We start from the raw sequence: 18,219 nt of genomic DNA, 5'->3' as shown, positions 1-18,219 counted from the left end.
AGAGCCGAGATCCTATGTTCGCGGTCAAGCCTGCTGGAAGCAGGTTTGACCCACCTTCAGCATGGCGGGATCGAAATCCTTGCCGCTCTTGAAGACGCCCCAGGCGATCTTGGCCAGCTTTCTGGCCAGGATGTTGAAGCTGGCGGTGCTGCTGTGTCCGCGCTCGCGGATGGCGAGGTAGAGAGGCTTGCCGCCTTTGGATCGGGTCAGGCCCATGGCGGCCATGTAGAGGATCTGGCGCAGGCTGGCATTGCCTCGTTTGGACAATCGGCGTCGGCCGATCCGTGCACCGGACTCGTTGGGTCGCGGATCCAGACCGGTGCAGGCGATCCAAGCGTCGGAGTTGGCCAGCGGCCAGCGGGTGATGTGATGGGTGACGAAGGCAGCCACCGTCGGCCCGATCCCGGGGATGGTCATGATCCGCCGGTACAGGTCGCGCTGTTGGCCGCTGCGACACAGCTGCTGAATCTGCTGGTCCAGCATGGCAATGGCCTCTTTCAGGCTACTGAAAATGCGCCCAAAGAGGGCGGACTCCGATGCCCCCGCGCCCAGAGAGAGATTCAACTTCGCCTTGCTCCGGACCAGACTGTCACGTTGCTGGAGCAGCACGTGCAGCCGCTCCTGCTCGGGCGAGCGAGCGACATGCTCGTGCAGATTGTCGGCCTCTTTGGCGATGTAGCGCGCAATGACCTGGGCATCGCCGGAGTCGGTCTTGCCGCGGCAGGCCACGCCCTTGGCGTAGTGCTTGATATCGCGAGGATTGAGCACGAAGACGGCGTGATCGGCCTTCTGGGCAGCGTGAACCACAAGCTCGTGGTAGCGGTTGGTTGCCTCAACGCCAATACGGGACTTCGCGGGCAGGCTGGACAGCCATTTGTTGATGGCCGAGGCTGAATTGGCGATTCGGATGCTGCCCTTGGTGCCGTGGCACGCCACCACCAGGGTCCTTGAATCGGTATCGATACCGACAGCGTGACGATCTGACATCTGCGCAACTCCCAGCTATTGTTGAAGGGCTGGGGTGGTACCGCACCACGTTGGCTTGCCTACATCGGCGGTCCTCAAAGGCCGCTAGATCCTTTATCGACGTTAAGGTGCGGGATGGGGATCGCTCGGCTCGTCTGTCGGCTGCTACCCGCAGATATCATGTTGACGGTCCCTCCACCCTGGCTCCTACATACCTCGTAGGAGCCGGAAGGAACATACAAGCCATGCTCGGCTGGGTTATCCCGGCAGGAGTAGCCGAGCATGGCTCGGCTCTACTCTGAAAAAATGAAGAACGGCGGCTCGACGGCCTTCTTCCAGTAACTCGGCGCGGCCATGTAGAAGTGCTGCGCTTCGGCCCTGGCGAACCAGTGCGCCGCTGCGTCGGTATCCTTCTCCACACCCGGCGCACCGCGGCCCAGCAGCAGCCCGGCGAAATACTGGCCGAACACATTGCCCTGCTCACCGGCGCGCTGGTACAGCTGCAGCGCACGCGCAGGATCGCGTGGCAGGCCTACGCCTTTTTCCAGCAGTGCGCCCAGGTCGACCTGGGCGTCGGCGTCATCTGCAGCGGCTCGGCGTTGAATCCACGCCACCAGCGGATGCACGGTATCGCCTGTGGCTGCTACCGCGCCGGGCAGTTCCGATGTCGACGATGCATAGCGCTGGTAGACCATCGCGCGCAGGTCCCAGCGCAGCGCGCGCTGGGCATCGCCGCGCTCGCGATAGGCCTTGGCCAGGTCGAAGAACGCGTACGGATTGCCGTGATTGGCAGCGGCCAGAGACCAGCGTTCGCCACGTCGCCAGGACGCGCGCAGCACCGGTGCAGGATCGATGTGTGGACTGTCGGCGAACCGCAGCGTGCCGGAGATCCAGATCCGGCCCAGCGCTTCTTCCGCCTTGGTGTTGTGGAAGCTCCAGGGCGTAACTGCTGCAGCGCGCTCGTAGTAGGTGACGGCGCGCAGATCGTTGAAGCGTTCGAAGGTCTGCGCGGTGTCCCAGGCACCGTCGAAGCTGCCGTCGGTTCCGCGTTGTTCCAATGCCTGCTGCTGGGATTGCGGCAGCGTAGAAGGCGGGGGCAGGGTCTGGCAGGCCACCAGGCCCAGGCAGAGCAGGGCGGTCATTGCCCCGGTGCGTCCATTGCGGTGTTGCATTCCTGTTACACGATTCAGGGCGCGCCATTATGCGCTCCAGGCGTGGTTGCTGACGCAACTGTTGCACCGTGCCGGAAACCGGGGTAGGGTCGATGCCATGTCGATCCGCTTGGCCACCGCCGTCAATAACAACAACCGCAATAATCTGCGCGCGAATAATCGTGCGCGGCCGATGCGGGACTGCGCCCTGGGTAGATAGACAGCAACACACGCCCGGACACCAGAAAACCCGCATCAGCCGATGCGGGTTTTTTTGTGCCCGGGCGCAGCCCCACCCGGGCCTGGATGGCCGGTCGAACACCTTCCCACCCGTGAAATTCCCCAACAGGAGCTCCCCCATGTGTTCGATCTTCGGAATCTTCGGCCTGCAGGCCGGTGACGATCTTCCTGCTCTGCGCCGCCATGCGCTGGAACTGTCGCAGCGCCAGCGCCACCGTGGCCCGGACTGGAGCGGCGTGTACCTCGACGAGGGTGCGCTGCTGGTCCATGAGCGGCTGGCCATCGTCGACCCGGCCGGTGGTTCGCAGCCGCTGCTGTCGGCCGATGGTCAGCTGGCGCTGGCGGTGAACGGCGAGATCTACAACCATCAGGCGTTGAAGGCGGCGCTGACCACCGTCTATGACTTCCAGACCGGCTCGGACTGCGAGGTGATCAACGCGCTGTACCGCCAGGGCGGCTCGCCGGCGCAGTGGATGGAACAGCTCAATGGCATCTTCGCCTTTGCGCTGTGGGACCGTGACAGTGGACGCGTGCTGGTGGCGCGCGACCCGGTCGGTGTGGTGCCGCTGTACTGGGGTCACGATGCCCAGGGACGCCTGCGCGTGGCCTCGGAAATGAAAGCACTGGTCGATACCTGTGCCGACGTCGCGCAGTTCCCGCCGGGCCACTACTTCGACAGTGCCAGTGGTGAGCTGGTGCGCTACTACCAGCAACCGTGGCGCGACTATGCCGACGTACAGGGCCGCCAGGCCGATCTGGCCGAGCTGCGCCAGGCGTTCGAGCATGCGGTGGAACGCCAGCTGATGAGCGATGTGCCATACGGCGTGCTGCTGTCCGGTGGCCTCGATTCATCGCTGGTGGCGGCAGTTGCCGCACGCTACGCGCGTCGCCGCATCGAGGACGGTGGGCAGACCGAAGCCTGGTGGCCGCGTCTGCATTCGTTCGCGATCGGACTGAAGGGCTCGCCCGATCTGGCGGCTGCGGCGATCGCTGCCGAGGCACTCGGCACCGTGCATCACGGCTTCGAATACACCTTCGAGGAAGGCCTCGACGCGTTGCCGGAAGTGATCCGCCACATCGAAACCTACGACGTCACCACCATCCGCGCATCGACACCGATGTTCCTGCTGGCACGGCGGATCAAGGCCATGGGGGTGAAGATGGTGCTGTCCGGCGAGGGCAGCGACGAGATCTTCGGTGGCTACCTGTACTTCCACAAGGCGCCGGATGCACGTGAATTCCACGACGAGCTGGTGCGCAAGCTCGACGCGCTGCACAACTACGACTGCCTGCGTGCCAACAAGTCGATGATGGCCTGGGGCGTGGAGCCGCGCGTGCCGTTCCTCGATCGTGAGTTCCTCGATGTGGCGATGCGCTTCGATGCCGCGCACAAGATGGTCGGTGCCGGCTTTGGCGGGCGTCGCATCGAGAAGGCGGTGCTGCGCGAGGCGTTCGATGGCTACCTGCCGGACAGCATCCTGTGGCGGCAGAAGGAGCAGTTCAGTGATGGCGTCGGCTACGGCTGGATCGACGGGCTGAAGGCGCACGCCGAGGCGCAGGTCAGTGATCGCGTGCTGGCGGCGGCCGACAAGCGCTTCCCGCACAACCCGCCGCAGACCAAGGAGGCGTACTACTACCGCCATCTGTTCGAGCAGTTCTTCCCGAGCCGCGCGGCGGCCGAGACCGTGCCGGGCGGCAAGTCGATCGCCTGTTCGTCGCCAGCGGCGATCGCCTGGGATGCCAGCTTTGCTGCGGCTGCAGATCCTTCTGGCCGCGCGATTGCCGGCGTGCACGAGCAGGCGCTGGCCTAGCGCCGGCCGCTGGCCGGCAATGGCCGGGGTCAGATCCCTTTTCCTTTGGAAAGGGGATCTGACCGCGATCGTCAACGTGCAGGCACCAGCGTCATCGTGTGCTGCGCCTTGCCGGGCAGGAACGGCGTCGGGCGCCCATGTACCCAGTCCTCGTGGCCGGCTGCCCAGTACGGCGAGAGCGGATGCCCACTCTGGCCGCCGGGCATGTGCACGATGCCGTCGGCCTCGTGGCCGGGCGAAACCACCATGCGTTCGGAGGCGCCGAAGTTAGGCGTCTGCACGCGCGGCATGTCGCGGTCTCCGGGCAGGGGATCGGCGGGCATGCACAGCCAGCGCTTGGCGATGTCCGGCAACGCCCGGGCGATGGGATGGCAGATGGCAGCGGTATTGCGCTCGCCCCAGCTGCGCTCGGCCAGCGGCCCCTGCTTGGCCAGCTCGCTCTCGGTACGTCGGGCGGCATCGATCAGCAGCGCGTCCCAGCTGTCGAAGGCGGGCGGCAGCAGATTGGCCGGACGCTCCTGCAGCATCGGCCAGGCCACGCCTTCCAGCTGCGCCAGGCGCGGGTCCAGATAGTCGTCGCTCAGTGCCGCGTTGGCCGGTGCCAGCAGTGCATCGGACAACGTCTCCATCACCTGCGTACGGAATTCTCGCACCACCCGGTAGCTGACCGAGCTGGCCGAGGCGCGGCCGCCCCATTGATGGCTGACCTCTTTCAGACGCTTCAGCGCAGGGTCGTCACTGCGTTCGATCACGTCGTGCAGCAGGGCCCACCAGCGCTGCAGGAACACCGCGCGATCATCGAGCTGGATCGCCAGCAGATCGTGTTCGTCGAAGCGTTCCTGGATCGCCAGCAGATCACGAATCTGCCGCGCACGGGCACCGAGGTCGTAACCGCCATTGCCGACGGTGGCCAGTGCCTCGCCGTCGAGGACGCGACCGTTGGCGGTCCACAGGCGATGGTTGGGGGGATCGATCAGCGCGGGTGACGCGTCGCTGCGGATCGGCCAGGGTGCGCAGTGCTGGTTGTTGGCGGCCGTGAAGCCGGCCGGTGCACAGCCGGGGCCTCGGTCGGGGCGGGCGCCGATCAGGCGCCAGGCGATGCGTCCGCTGCGGTCGCCGACCACCAGGTTCTGTGCGGGAATACCGGCGCGGTCGGCGAAGTGCAGAGCGCTGTCGAGGTCGCCGGCGCGGGCCAGGTCGCCGAAATCCAGGCGCACCGCGCCGGGCAGATGTGCGACCCAGCGCAGGGCATCGCCGCTGCCATCGGCATGGGCATGCAGGATCGGACCCCATTCGGTTTCGCGCACCGGGAACAGCACGTCGGCCTCGCCGGCCACTGCGATGCGCTCTTCATGCACCGTGACCGCGGCGTTGGCCGGTTCAGTGCGGTAATCGGCGGTGTCGATGTAACTGTTGGTGAAGCCCCAGGCCACGTGCCCGTTGCTTCCAACAATCACCGCCGGCAGGCCGGGCAGCGAGAAGCCGGTGACGTCGACCTGGCCGCCGGCGGCCTGCGGGTCCGGATAGCGCAGGCGCACCCGGAACCACAGCCCCGGCGCACGCAGGCCCAGGTGCATGTCGTCGGCAACGATCGCGCGGCCGTCGGCGGTGAGTGCACCGGCCACCGCGAAGTTGTTGCTGCCGATGACGTCGGCCTCTTCCTGCTCGGTGCCCGGTTTCCCCTTCAATGTGCGCAGATCGAGCTGGCTGGCATCGGGCAGAGTGGCGTTGCCGGTCGGTTCGCCGAACAGCGGCGCATCCCATTCGGTGCCGTCGTGCGCGATCAGCGCGTACAGCGCCGCCGGCACCACCGCGCGGATGCGGCTGAGCGCAAGCTCGGTCTGGTTGTTCGGGTCCTGCAGGTCGGCGTACATGGCCAGACCGGTCAGCACGCTGTCGCTGGCCTGCCAGGGCTGCGGCGATTGCCGCAGCAGCAGGTAGGCCCATGGGCGCACCGCGAGATCGGCCAGGCCTTCGTTGACGCCATCCACGTAGGCACGCACGGCATCGCCGTTGTCGCCCAATGCAGCGTCCAGGTGCGCTTCGGTGCGTGCGCGCAGGCGATGCACGCGCATGCGCTTGTCGGCATCGATGGCCTTCGGCCCGAACAGCGCCGACAGCTCGCCAGCAGCACTGCGGCGCATCAGATCCATTTCGAAATAGCGTTCCTGCGCATGCACGCGGCCGAGTGCGCGCATCGCGTCGGCCTGACTGCCGGCAGTGATGGTGACCACGCCCAGCGCATCGCGCTCGATGGTGACCGGCTTGGCCAGCCCGGGCAGCGCATGCTCGCCGTCCAGGTCGGCCAGGCTGCCGCGCAGCAGCAGCCACAGGACCAGTGCGGTGACCAGCACGATGGCGATCAACACGCCCAGCACCCAACGCCATGTACGTCGCATCGCACGTCCTTTCCGAACTCGTGGGCTGATTGTAGCCGCAGGCGCAACTGCGACTGATTCCGATTAGATCACCGTATTTTGAAATGCGGCACCCTATGTCACATCGATTCACAGGAGCCCCCCCATGAAAGGCAACCCGGACGTCATCGCCTGCCTGAAGGAACTGCTGCGCGGCGAGCTTGCTGCCCGCGACCAGTACTTCATCCATTCCCGCCGCTACGAGGACCAGGGCCTGTTCGCGCTGTACGAACGCCTGAACCACGAGATGGAAGAGGAAACCCAGCACGCCGATGCGCTGCTGCGCCGGATCCTGTTCCTCGGCGGCGACCCGGACATGCGCCCGCATGCCACCGAGCCTGGCAAGACCGTGGAGGAGATGCTGCAGAAGGATCTCGATACTGAATACGCGGTTCGGAACAATCTCGCCGCCGGCATGAAACTGTGCGAAGAGAACGGCGACTACGTGAGCCGCGACATCCTGCTGGCGCAGCTGAAGGACACCGAGGAAGACCATGCCTGGTGGCTGGAGCAGCAGCTGGGCCTGATCAAGCGCATCGGCCTGGAGCTGTATCAGCTGAGCAAGATCGACGGCAACGGCGCCCCGGCGCACTGACCGCGGGTGGCGCCGGGCCATGCCCGGCGACTACCCGGTAGAGCCGACCGCTGGTCGGCTGCTCTGCGAAAAGCAGCCGACCAGCGGTCGCCGGCCCCGCCGCCCCCCGGTCCGCGCCGCCGGGGGGGGGGCTCATCGGCTAACCCCCCCCCCCCCGCGGTCGGCTCTACCAGCAGCACAGCGTTCTGTCGCCCGCCAGCACCGGAGCACCGCCAGCCAGCTTTCGCCAGCCAGCCGCTCCACTGCCCGCCAGCCGACAACGAAAAAGCCGGGGAATGCCCCGGCTTTTTCGTGTCTGATCTCCGGCAAAGCGTGTCAACCAAGGTTCACACCCACCTCAACCAAGGTTGACACCCACCAGGAGCAGGGCCGCGGCCCTTACTCCACCGACAATCCTTCGACCTTCTGCCAGCCGCGCGGCAGCAGGTGGCCGCGGGTGGCGCGGGCGCCGAGGTAGGCGTCGAGCTCGTTGAACTTCAGGCCCATGGTGCGCTGGCCGCTGCGTACCTGCAGGGTCTGCCCCGGGCTGATCGCCACGATGGCGACCACGCGTTCGGTGGCGAGCTTGGCCTTCGGGATCTCGATGATCTTGTTGCCTTTGCCCTTGTCCAGTTCCGGCAGGTCGTTGGCGGCGATTGCCAGCAGGTTGCCGGAACTGGTCACCGCCACGATGCGATCAGTAGCGACGTTGGCCACCATCGACGGGGTCAGCACCGTGGAGCCGGCCGACAGGTTCAGCATCGCTTTGCCGGCCTTGTTGCGGCCGATCAGGTTCTCGAAGCGGGTGACGAAGCCGTAGCCGTGGGTGGAGGCCAGCACGAAGCGGGTGTCCGGCTCGGCGCTGGCCAGGGTCACGAAGCTGGTGCCTGCGGCCGGCGAGAAGCGGCCGGTCAGCGGTTCACCGTTGCCACGCGCGGAGGGCAGGGTGTGTACCGGCGTCGAGTAGGCGCGGCCCTCGCTGTCGAGGAACGCGACCTGCTGGGTGCTGCGTGCACGCACCGCGCCCTGCAGGGCGTCACCATCGCGATAGGACAGGGCGGACGCATCGACGTCGTGGCCCTTGGCGGCACGGATCCAGCCCTTCTCCGACAGCACGACGGTCATCGGCTCGCTCGGCACCAGTTCGGTCTCGTCGATGGCCTGCGCGGCCTGGCGCTGCACCAGCGGCGAACGGCGGGCATCGCCGAACTTCTTGGCATCGGCGGTCAGTTCGTCGCGGATCAGCTTCTTCAGCTTGGCCTTGCTGTCGAGGATGCCGAGGATCTTCTCGCGCTCCTTGGCCAGCTCGTCCTGCTCGCCGCGGATCTTCATCTCCTCCAGGCGGGCCAGCTGCTTCAGCTTGGTTTCCAGGATGTACTCGGCCTGGTCGTCGGACAGGCCGAAGCGCGCGATCAGCGCCGCCTTCGGTTCGTCCTCGGTACGGATGATGTGGATCACCTCGTCCAGGTTGAGGAAGGCGACCAACAGGCCTTCCAACAGGTGCAGGCGGCGCTCGACCTTCTGCAGGCGGTGCTGCAGGCGGCGGGTGACGGTATTGCTGCGGAAGGTCAGCCATTCGCTGAGCAGCATCTTCAGGTTCTTCACCTGCGGACGGCCGTCCAGCCCGATCACGTTGAGGTTGACGCGGTAGCTGCGCTCCATGTCCGTGGTGGCGAACAGGTGGCCCATCAGCTGCTCGGCGTCGACGCGGTTGGAGCGCGGCACCAGCACCACGCGCACCGGGTTGGCGTGGTCGGATTCATCGCGGATGTCTTCCAGCCAAGGCAGCTTCTTGGCGCGCATCTGGGCGGCGATCTGCTCGATCACCTTCGACGGCGACACCTGGAACGGCAGCGCGGTGACCACGATGTTGTTGGCTTCCTTGGTGAAGGTCGCACGCGCACGCACGCTGCCGTTGCCGGTCTCGTACATCGTGCGCAGGTCGTTGGCCGCGGTGATGATCTCGGCGCTGGACGGATAGTCCGGGCCCTGCACGTGCTCGCACAGGTCGCGCACGCTGGCGTCGGGGTTGTCCAGCAGGTGCAGAAGCGCGCTGACGATCTCGTTGAGATTATGCGGCGGCACGTCGGTGGCCATGCCCACGGCGATGCCGGTGGTGCCGTTGAGCAGCAGGTGCGGCAGCCGCGCCGGCATCCAGGTCGGTTCCTGCAGGGTACCGTCGAAGTTCGGCGCCCAGTCGGTGGTGCCCTGGCCCAGTTCGCCCAGCAGCACTTCGGCGATCGGGGTCAGCTTGGATTCGGTGTAACGCATCGCCGCGAACGACTTCGGGTCATCGCTGGAACCGAAGTTGCCCTGGCCCTCGATCAGCGGGTAGCGGTACGAGAACGGCTGCGCCATCAGCACCAGCGCCTCGTAGCACGCGCTGTCGCCGTGCGGGTGGTACTTACCGATGACGTCACCGACGGTGCGCGCGGACTTCTTCGGCTTGGACGCGGCATTCAGGCCCAGCTCGCTCATCGAATAGATGATGCGGCGCTGCACCGGCTTCAGGCCGTCGCCGATGAACGGCAGGGCGCGGTCCAGGACCACGTACATCGAGTAGTCGAGGTAGGCGCGTTCGGCGTACTCGCGCAGCGGCAGTTGTTCGAATCCGTGGAACACGGGGCGGGCAAGTTCGGTCATGCGGCGTTGTTACCTGTTGTCGGGAGGCGGCGACGGCGGTCGCCGCTCGCAATCCTGTGATTATCCGGATGCGGCGGGGGATGCCAAGCCACGTGCAGGGTCCAGGCCGGTTTCCAGGCCATGCCCGGCCCGTGCCAGGTAGCGCCCCGGCGGCAGCCCGAAGTGGCGGCGGAACACGGTGACGAAGGCGCTGGCGCTGCTGAAACCCAGTGCATGGGCGATATCGGCCACGCTGCGGCCTTCGGTCAGCTGGCGCAGGGCCTCGGACAGGCGGGCCTGCTGCCGCCACTGGGCGAAGCTGAGGGTGGTCTCGTCGCGGAAATGACGGGTCAGGCTGCGCGGCGAGAGGCCAGCCCAATGCGCCCATTCGGCCAGGCTGCGTTCGTCGGATGGGTCGGCCAGCAGCTGCGAGGCGATCTTCAGCAGGCGCCGGTCGTGCGGCATCGGCAGATGCATGCGCTGGCGCGGCGCGCTGCGGATCTCGTCCAGCAGCACGCTGATGATGTGCTGGCGCTCGGACGTGGTGTCGTAGCCCAGGGGCCACTCGCAGATACGGTCGGCCAACGCCTGCGCCAGCTTGGACAGGCCCAGCACGCAGGGGTCGGAGGGCAGGGTGGTGCAGTCCGGCGCAGCCAATGCCATGCCCCAGCCGCGCAGTGGGCCGTCGAGGGTGACCGTATGTGGCTCCAGTGGCGGCATCCAGCCGGCCGAGCCCGGCGCCAGTGACCAGGTGCCGTGCGAGGTGCGGGTGGTCAACAGGCCGCGCTCCACGCAGATCAGCTGCGCGCGCTGGTGATGATGCCAGTCCACTTCTCGGACCAATCCCTGCGGGCTGTCGAAGCGGAAGGCGACAACCGGTGGCCCGTCATTGCGCTCGAACCAATCCAGTGCGTCATCCCTGAGCAGGCGCTTGGAAGGGGGAATTTCTGCCTTGTTCATCATATCCGCTGGCTGAAATGTGACATCCATTGGCTGAATTGTACTACCGGGCCACCTGACCAGATCATTAAGGTAGGCGCCTTCACTGATCCAGCCCGCTGCTGCAACACAGCATTCGATGCCAGATCGAATATTTCCATTGAGAAATATTTTTTTTGGAAGAGAATGCTCCCCCATGATCTGTCCTGCAACCACTCCCCCCAGCTTCGGCCTGCTGCTGCGCCAGGTGCGCGACGGCCTGGTCCGCCAGCTCGATGCGTCCATGGCCGAAGAAGATCTGGGTATCGGCTTCACCCATTACATCGGGCTGAAGGTGCTTTCGAACATGGCCCCGTGTACCGCCAACGAACTGGCCCAGGCCATCGACCAGGTGCCCAGCGCGGTGACCCGCCTGCTGGACAAGCTGGAAGCGCTGGGCTGCGTGCGCCGCGAGCCACATGCACAGGACCGGCGTGCGCTGCAGATCGTGCTGACCGATGAAGGTCGCGCGCTGTGGGCACGGCTGAAGCTGCGCGGCGACGCGGTGATGGATTACGCCCTACGCGATCTTTCCGCCGATGAGCGCACGCTGCTGCTGTCCCTCCTTACCCGAATCCGCGATTCACTGACGACCCCATGAACCCGATCCCGCATTCCACTCTCCGCCGGTCCGGGCGCGCGCTGCTGGTATCAGCGCTGGCCCTGGCCTTGGCCGCCTGCGCGAGCAGTCGTGGCCTCAACCCACAGGGCCACGTGCTTGATGTGGACAGCCTGCACAGCGAACGTACCCTGGCCGACACCGATCTGAGCGCCACCGGTTTCCCGGCGCAGGATTGGTGGAAGGCATTGGGCGATGCGCAGCTGGACGCGCTGATTGCCGAGGGCCTGGCTGGCCACCCGAGCCTGGATGCCGCCGATGCGCGCCTGCGTCAGGCCCAGGCCCAGGTCGGCACCGCACGCGCCGATGAGCTGCCCAGCCTGTCGGTGTCCGGTGGCTACACCGGCCTGCGCCTGCCCGAGTCGATGGTCGGCAGTGAAATGGGCGGTCGCTATGGCGGCAGCAGCCAGGTTGCCTTCGATTTCAGCTACGGCGTCGATCTGTGGGGCGGCAAGCGCGCTGCCTGGGAAGCTGCGGTGGATGGCGCGCATGCCGCCACTGTTGAAGCCCAGGCCGCGCGCCTGAACCTGTCCACCGGCATTGCGCAGGCCTATGCCGATCTGGCTTACGCATGGCAGCTCAACGACGTGGCCGAGGAAGAGTTGACCCGCTCGCAGAAGTCGCTGCAGTTGACCCGCCAGCGTCGCGGCGCCGGCATCGACAGCGATCTGCAGGTGCGTCAGGCCGAGGCCCGCGTGCCGGCCGCGCAGCAGCAGGTGCTGGCCGCGCAGCAGCGCATCGACGCCGCCCGCACAGCGCTGGCCGCACTGGTTGGCAAGGGCCCGGACCGTGGCCTGTCAATCCAGCGTCCGCAGCCGTTGAACCCGATGGCGCTGCAGCTGCCGGGCGTGCTGCCCAGCGAACTGCTCGGCCGCCGCCCCGACATCGTCGCTGCACGCTGGCGCGTGGAAGCGGCGGACAAGCAGATCAAGGTTGCCAAGACCAAGTTCTACCCGAGCTTCAACCTGACCGCGCTGGCCGGCGTGGTTGCCCCGAACGTGGGCGATCTGTTGAAGAGCAGTTCCACCTTCGCCTACATCGGCCCGGCGTTGAGCCTGCCGATCTTCGAAGGCGGCAAGCTGCGCGCCAACCTTGCCAACACCGATGCGCAGTACGACCTGGCGGTGGCCAACTACAACCAGACCGTGCTCGACGCACTGCGCGATGTCGCCGACCAGGTCAACGCGGTGCGCTCGCTGGCGCAGCAGGCGCACGCGCAGCAGCAGGCAGTGGACACCGCACGCTCGGCCTTCGACCTGGCCCAGCAGCGCTACCGCGCCGGCATCGGCAGCTACCTGGACGTGCTGACCGCGCAGTCCACCCTGCTGCAGTCGCAGCAGCAGCTGGCCGGCCTGCAGTCGCAGCAGGTGCAGACCTCGGTGCGCCTGAGCAAGGCGCTGGGTGGTGGTTTCCAGCCCGCTGACGCCGACCGCGCACCGATCGCCTCCCATTCCGATTCCTCGCATTCCTGAAGACCTCCGCCATGAGCCAGACCCAAGACACTGCGGCCCCGGCCGCCTCCAACCGCCGCGGCAACCTGCTGCGCGGCCTGTTCGTGATCGTCGTGCTGCTGCTTGCCGCACTGGCGCTGTGGTACTTCATGTTCGGCCGTTGGTTCGAAGAAACCGACGACGCCTACGTGCAGGGCAACCAGGTGCAGATCACCCCGCTGGTGGCCGGTACCGTGGTCGCCATCAACGCCGATGACGGCATGCGCGTGGAGCGCGGCCAGCTGCTGGTGCAGCTGGACCCGTCCGATACCTCGGTGGCGCTGCAGCAGGCCGAAGCCAACCTGGCCAAGACCGTGCGCCAGACCCGTGGTCTGTACCGCAGCGTGGAAGGCGCACAGGCGGACTTGAATGCCCGCCAGGTGACCCTGAAGCGCGTGCGCGATGACTTCGCCCGCCGCAAGGACCTGGCCGCCACCGGCGCCATCTCCAACGAAGAACTGGCCCACGCCCGTGACGAGCTGGCCGCTGCCGAAGCGGCCGTGGCCGGTTCGCGCGAGACGGTCGAGCGCAACCGCGCGCTGGTCGACGACACCGTGATCGCCACCCAGCCGGACGTGCAGGCGGCCGCCGCGCAGCTGCGCCAGGCCTTCCTCAACAACGCCCGCGCCGGCATCGTCGCGCCGGTCACCGGCTACGTCGCCCGTCGTTCGGTGCAGGTCGGCCAGCGCGTGCAGCCGGGCAATGCCCTGATGGCCGTGGTGCCGACCGAGCAGATGTGGGTCGAGGCCAACTTCAAGGAAACCCAGCTGCGCCACATGCGCCTGGGCCAGGAAGTGGAGCTGAAGTCGGACCTGTACGCCGGCGACGTGAAGTACAAGGGCCGCATCCAGAGCCTGGGCCTGGGCACCGGCTCGGCGTTCTCGCTGCTGCCGGCGCAGAACGCCAGCGGCAACTGGATCAAGATCGTGCAGCGCGTGCCGGTGCGTATCGCCATCGATGCCAAGCAGCTGGCCGAACATCCGCTGCGCATCGGCCTGTCGATGAAGGCCGAAGTGAGCCTGCGCGACCAGAAGGGCGAAGTGCTGCCGAGCGCACCGGCCAAGGGCACGGTGTTCGACACCGACGTGTATGCCAAGCAGCTGCATGATGCCGATGAGGTGATCCACACGATCATCCAGGGCAACCTGCCGCAGCAGGCGAAGGTGGGCTGAGGTCGCCATGTCCGCACAAGCTCCAGCCGCGCCCGGCGCACCGGCGGCGCCGGGTGCGGCCTCCGGGTTCCTGCCACCCAGCGTCGCCCTGTGCACCGTGGGCCTGGCGATGGCGTCGTTCATGCAGGTGCTCGACACCACCATCGCCAACGTCTCGCTGCCGACCATCGCCGGTAATCTCGGTGCCAGTTCGCAGCAGGCGACCTGGGTCATCACCTCGTTCGCGGTCAGCACGGCCATTGCGCTGCCGCTGACCGGCTGGCTCAGCCGCCGCTTCGGCGAACGCAAGCTGTTCGTCTGGGCCACGCTGGCCTTCGTCATCACCTCGCTGCTGTGCGGCCTGGCGCAGAGCATGGGCATGCTGGTGGTGTCGCGTGCGCTGCAGGGCTTCGTGGCCGGCCCGATGTACCCGATCACGCAGTCGCTGCTGGTTTCGATCTATCCACGCGAGAAACGCGGACAGGCATTGGCGCTGCTGGCGATGATCACGGTGGTGGCGCCGATCTGTGGCCCGATTCTCGGTGGCTGGATCACCGACAACTACAGCTGGGAATGGATCTTCCTGATCAATGTGCCGCTGGGCATATTCGCTGCCCTCGTGGTGGGCAACCAGTTGAAGGGGCGCCCGGAGCAGATCGAGAAGCCGAAGATGGACTACGTCGGCCTGATCACACTGGTGATTGGTGTCGGTGCGCTGCAGCTGGTGCTTGATCTTGGCAACGACGAGGACTGGTTCTCGTCGATGAAGATCGTGGTGCTGGCATGTGTGGCAGTGGTGACGCTGACGGTGTTCCTGATCTGGGAGCTGACCGACAAGGATCCTATCGTCGACCTGAAGCTGTTCCGCCATCGCAACTTCCGCGCCGGTACGCTGGCGATGGTGGTGGCCTACGCGGCGTTCTTCAGCGTGGCCCTGCTGATTCCGCAGTGGCTGCAGCGTGACATGGGCTACACCGCGATCTGGGCAGGCCTGGCGACCGCGCCGATCGGCATCCTGCCGGTGATCATGACGCCATTCGTGGGCAAGTACGCGTCGCGCTTCGACATGCGCATGCTGGCGACCATCGCCTTCGTGTTCCTGTCGATGACCAGCTTCCTGCGTTCCGGCTTCAACCTGCAGGTGGACTTCCAGCATGTGGCCGGCGTGCAGCTGATCATGGGCATTGGTGTTGCGCTGTTCTTCATGCCGGTGCTGCAGATCCTGCTGTCGGACCTGGATGGGCGCGAGATCGCGGCGGGCTCCGGCCTGGCCACGTTCCTGCGTACGCTGGGCGGCAGCTTCGCGGCCTCGCTGACAACGTGGCTGTGGGCGCGGCGTACCCAGGTGCACCATGCCGACCTGACCGAGCACATCTCGGCCTATCAGCCGGGCATGCAGGACCAGGTCACCGCGATGGGGCAGGGCGACCTGCAACACGGTGCAGCGGTACTGAACAACATGATCAACCACCAGGCATCGCAGATGGGCTTCAACGACATCTTCTTCCTGCTGGGCTGGATCTTCCTGGCGATCATCACTTTCCTGTGGCTGGCCAAGCCGCCGTTCGGCGCGGGCGCGGGTGCGGCCTCTGCAGGTGGTGGGCACTGATCGATCTGCCACTCGGTAGCGCCGGGCCATGCCCGGCAGATTTCCCGCAGCATGCATCCACGCATGGCGTGGATCTACTGGATGCAGAAACCCCGCCGGAAGGCGGGGTTCTTGTTTGGAGCGTTGTGCAATTCGGTAGATCCACGCCATGCGTGGATGAGCGTCGCCATCACGTTGACATGGCGGACTCCGGACATGAAAAAACCCGCTTTCGCGGGTTTGATCATTTGCTGAGTCATGGTGCCCAGGAGAGGACTCGAACCTCCACGAAGTTGCCCCCGCTAGCACCTGAAGCTAGTGCGTCTACCAATTCCGCCACCTGGGCGACTCAGGAGACGAATTATGGGGAACGACAGAAGATGTGTCAACAACATTTCACACTTTTTTCTGCGGCTGCACGCCCAGGTGATGCAGCAGGCTGCGCATCGCCGGTGACAGCTGCGTCCACTCGGCAAAACACGCACACAGGCGACGTTGTGCCCACGCATCGGAGAGCGCTATGCCAACTGTATGCGTGCTGCGCCGATGCTGCCGGGCGATGGTCCGCGGCACGATGCCGACACCAATGCCGTGGCCGACCATGATGCATACGCCTTCGAAGGTCTTCATGCGGATGCGCACGTCCAGGCGCCGCCCGATATCGCGCGCCTGGTCCTCGATGTAGGTCTGCAGTGCATTGCCATTGGCCAGGGCGACGAAGGTCTCGCTGGCAACCTCGGCGAAGGCCACGCTGCGCTTCGATGCGAAGCGGTGGTTGGCCGGCAGCAGCATCACCAGCGGATCTTCAGCCACCACATGTTGCTGCAGGCCGGCAGCGTCGACCGCATCACTGATGATGCCGGCCTCGGCCTGGCCAGCGCTGATCGCACGAACGACTTCGGGGCTGGTGCGCTCCATCAGTTCCACGTGCAGGCGTGGGCGTTCGGCCAGCCAGGGTGCCAGCCGCGAGGGCAGGTAGTTGGTCAGCGCTGCGGTGTTGGCATACAGATGCAGGGTGCCGCGCGCGCCATGCGCGAACGCCTGCAGTTCACCGCGCAGCTGCGCCTGCTGCTGCAGGATCAAGCGTGCATGGTGGGCGAGGGCGGCACCGGCTTCGGTCAGGCTGACGCCGCGCGGATGACGGTTGAGCAGCGCGGTGCCGGCATCGGCTTCGATCGTGCGCAGGCGTTCGCTGGCCGAAGCCAGTGCCAGGTTTGCCTGCGCTGCACCGGCCGTGATGCTGCCCGCCTCGGCAATCGCCAGGAACAGGCGCAGGTCGGCGATATCCATCCGCATGTGATGCCCTCATCGCAACGCCTGCGCCTTCGGATCAGCCGAAGGCGAGGCCGGGAAGACCGCATTGTGCGCCGAGCGGTCGCCCGATCCAATGAAGGCATGAATGAATCGATGTACTTCTACGTGCTGCTGGTGGTGGTGTTCGTGCTGGCCGGCGTGGTCAAGGGCGTGACCGGCATGGGGTTGCCGACAGTGGCGATGGGTCTGCTGGGTGGCGCGCTGTCGCCGGTGGCGGCGGCATCGATGCTGTTCATCCCCACCTTTGTCACCAACGCATGGCAGCTGTTGTCCGGGCCGTCGCTGGGCCACATCGTGCGGCGGTTGTGGCCGATGATGCTGGCGGTGGTGGTGGTGACGCTGGGTTCTGCGGCGCTGCTGGTGCGGGTCGATCGCACCTGGTCGCGCGTTGCACTGGGCGTTGCGCTGGTGGTCTACGCGGCCTATGCCCTGCTTGCACCTGTGTTCCACGTGCCGCAGCGGCGCGAGCGTTGGCTGGGGCCGCTGGTGGGCGCGTTGTCGGGCGTGGTGACCGGCGCCACCGGCGTGTTCGTGATGCCGGCGGTGCCGTACCTGCAGTCGTTGGGGCTGCAGCGCGAGGAACTGGTGCAGGCGCTCGGATTGGCCTTCACCGTGTCGACGATTTCGCTGACCACTGGCCTGGTGCTGCACGGCGCATTCGGTATCCAGCAGCTGGGGCTGAGTGCGTTGGCGGTGCTGCCGGCATTGCTGGGCATGTGGCTGGGGCAGGTGATCCGGCAGCGCATCAGTGCCCGGGTGTTCCGCGCCTGTTTCCTCGGGTTCCTGCTGCTGCTTGGGCTGGAGCTGGTGCTGCGGCCATTGTTCTGATGGTGTTCGTGGTCGACGCTACGGAAGCCCGAATCACGGGCAAGAAAAAACCCGCTTGCGCGGGTTGTTTTCTTTCTCGACATGGTGCCCAGGAGAGGACTCGAACCTCCACGAAGTTGCCCCCGCTAGCACCTGAAGCTAGTGCGTCTACCAATTCCGCCACCTGGGCGTCGAGGAGCGAGATTATGGGGTGTTGTTACCGGGGTGTCAACACCTTTTCTGGAGCCGGGGTCGGATCCCGTTTCGCGTGCGGTACGGGCTCTGACCCCATCTCACTCGCTTGGGGGGCAGAGCCCTTTCCTGTGGAAAGGGATCCGACCCGGCTGCAGGATTACAGGCAAAAAAAATCCCCGCCGAAGCGAGGAGTTTTTTCGTTGGTGCCCAGGAGAGGACTCGAACCTCCACGGTTTTACCCGCTAGTACCTGAAACTAGTGCGTCTACCAATTCCGCCACCTGGGCGTTCCAGAGG

At 66.2% G+C, this 18,219-nt stretch carries 13 protein-coding genes and 3 tRNA genes; 7 read left to right on the top strand and 9 right to left on the bottom strand.

Going from position 1 to position 18,219, the window contains the following annotated elements; translation table 11 throughout:
• Positions 1 to 24 precede the first annotated feature (24 nt).
• Both ACJ7C5_RS10230 and ACJ7C5_RS10225 read right to left on the bottom strand, forming a co-directional pair.
• Positions 25 to 987 (bottom strand): IS110 family transposase, encoded by a 963-nt coding sequence (locus ACJ7C5_RS10230; RefSeq protein ID WP_088026673.1) that lies wholly within the window; start codon positions 985 to 987, stop codon positions 25 to 27.
• A 272-nt stretch (positions 988 to 1,259) separates the two neighbouring features.
• Positions 1,260 to 2,108, bottom strand: a complete 849-nt coding sequence (locus ACJ7C5_RS10225) for a tetratricopeptide repeat protein (RefSeq protein ID WP_412703804.1) — start codon at positions 2,106 to 2,108, stop codon at positions 1,260 to 1,262.
• A gap of 368 nt (positions 2,109 to 2,476) precedes the next feature.
• Between ACJ7C5_RS10225 and asnB the strand changes: the two genes are divergently transcribed.
• On the top strand, positions 2,477 to 4,168 hold the full coding sequence (asnB, locus tag ACJ7C5_RS10220) for an asparagine synthase B (protein WP_094000180.1): 1,692 nt from the start codon (positions 2,477 to 2,479) through the stop codon (positions 4,166 to 4,168).
• A gap of 71 nt (positions 4,169 to 4,239) precedes the next feature.
• Here the strand turns inward: asnB and ACJ7C5_RS10215 are convergent, their stop codons facing one another.
• Entirely contained in the window at positions 4,240 to 6,567 is a 2,328-nt protein-coding gene (locus ACJ7C5_RS10215) for a penicillin acylase family protein (protein ID WP_412703803.1), read from the bottom strand.
• A 124-nt stretch (positions 6,568 to 6,691) separates the two neighbouring features.
• Here ACJ7C5_RS10215 and bfr point away from each other — a divergent pair, with 124 nt between their 5' ends.
• The gene (gene bfr / locus ACJ7C5_RS10210) at positions 6,692 to 7,180 is read left to right on the top strand and encodes a bacterioferritin (RefSeq protein WP_010486279.1); all 489 of its coding nucleotides are present in this window, start codon (positions 6,692 to 6,694) and stop codon (positions 7,178 to 7,180) included.
• Positions 7,181 to 7,558: 378 nt separating this feature from the next.
• Here bfr and parC read toward each other — a convergent pair whose 3' ends face one another.
• Complete coding sequence (gene parC / locus ACJ7C5_RS10205) at positions 7,559 to 9,802, bottom strand: DNA topoisomerase IV subunit A (protein WP_412703802.1); 2,244 nt, start codon at positions 9,800 to 9,802, stop codon at positions 7,559 to 7,561.
• 60 nt (positions 9,803 to 9,862) lie between these two features.
• The gene (locus ACJ7C5_RS10200; protein ID WP_412703801.1) at positions 9,863 to 10,741 is read right to left on the bottom strand and encodes a helix-turn-helix domain-containing protein; all 879 of its coding nucleotides are present in this window, start codon (positions 10,739 to 10,741) and stop codon (positions 9,863 to 9,865) included.
• Positions 10,742 to 10,916: 175 nt separating this feature from the next.
• Here ACJ7C5_RS10200 and emrR point away from each other — a divergent pair, with 175 nt between their 5' ends.
• From emrR to emrB, 4 genes are read left to right on the top strand one after another with little or no spacing between them, the layout of a single operon-like run.
• A complete protein-coding gene (gene emrR / locus ACJ7C5_RS10195; RefSeq protein ID WP_005415875.1) occupies positions 10,917 to 11,360 on the top strand; it encodes a multidrug efflux system transcriptional regulator EmrR in 444 nt (147 codons plus the stop codon).
• Positions 11,357 to 12,850: a multidrug efflux transporter outer membrane subunit EmrC gene (emrC, locus tag ACJ7C5_RS10190; protein WP_094000176.1), complete on the top strand. Its 1,494-nt coding sequence runs from the start codon at positions 11,357 to 11,359 to the stop codon at positions 12,848 to 12,850. Before emrR ends, emrC begins: the two co-directional genes overlap by 4 nt.
• A gap of 11 nt (positions 12,851 to 12,861) precedes the next feature.
• Complete coding sequence (gene emrA / locus ACJ7C5_RS10185) at positions 12,862 to 14,040, top strand: multidrug efflux MFS transporter periplasmic adaptor subunit EmrA (RefSeq protein WP_088025436.1); 1,179 nt, start codon at positions 12,862 to 12,864, stop codon at positions 14,038 to 14,040.
• A 7-nt stretch (positions 14,041 to 14,047) separates the two neighbouring features.
• Positions 14,048 to 15,628, top strand: a complete 1,581-nt coding sequence (emrB, locus tag ACJ7C5_RS10180; RefSeq protein WP_412703800.1) for a multidrug efflux MFS transporter permease subunit EmrB — start codon at positions 14,048 to 14,050, stop codon at positions 15,626 to 15,628.
• A gap of 238 nt (positions 15,629 to 15,866) precedes the next feature.
• Here the strand turns inward: emrB and ACJ7C5_RS10175 are convergent.
• Together ACJ7C5_RS10175 and ACJ7C5_RS10170 are read right to left on the bottom strand one after the other, a co-directional pair.
• Positions 15,867 to 15,953: transfer RNA gene (locus ACJ7C5_RS10175), tRNA-Leu, on the bottom strand.
• A gap of 50 nt (positions 15,954 to 16,003) precedes the next feature.
• Complete coding sequence (locus ACJ7C5_RS10170; RefSeq protein WP_412703799.1) at positions 16,004 to 16,903, bottom strand: LysR family transcriptional regulator; 900 nt, start codon at positions 16,901 to 16,903, stop codon at positions 16,004 to 16,006.
• Positions 16,904 to 17,002: 99 nt separating this feature from the next.
• On the opposite strand from ACJ7C5_RS10170, the gene ACJ7C5_RS10165 reads away from it, so the two are divergent.
• A complete protein-coding gene (locus tag ACJ7C5_RS10165; protein WP_412703798.1) occupies positions 17,003 to 17,749 on the top strand; it encodes a sulfite exporter TauE/SafE family protein in 747 nt (248 codons plus the stop codon).
• An 82-nt stretch (positions 17,750 to 17,831) separates the two neighbouring features.
• Here ACJ7C5_RS10165 and ACJ7C5_RS10160 read toward each other — a convergent pair.
• Together ACJ7C5_RS10160 and ACJ7C5_RS10155 are read right to left on the bottom strand one after the other, a co-directional pair.
• Positions 17,832 to 17,918, bottom strand: a tRNA-Leu gene (locus ACJ7C5_RS10160).
• Positions 17,919 to 18,124: 206 nt separating this feature from the next.
• A tRNA-Leu gene (locus ACJ7C5_RS10155) sits at positions 18,125 to 18,209 on the bottom strand.
• Positions 18,210 to 18,219 lie beyond the last annotated feature (10 nt).

Origin of the sequence: Nocardiopsis yanglingensis (genome assembly GCF_045809185.1) — a bacterium.
Lineage (GTDB): Bacteria > Pseudomonadota > Gammaproteobacteria > Xanthomonadales > Xanthomonadaceae > Stenotrophomonas > Stenotrophomonas yanglingensis.
Note: the sequence above shows the minus strand (reverse complement) of the source record. Positions and strands in the feature narration are given on the sequence as shown.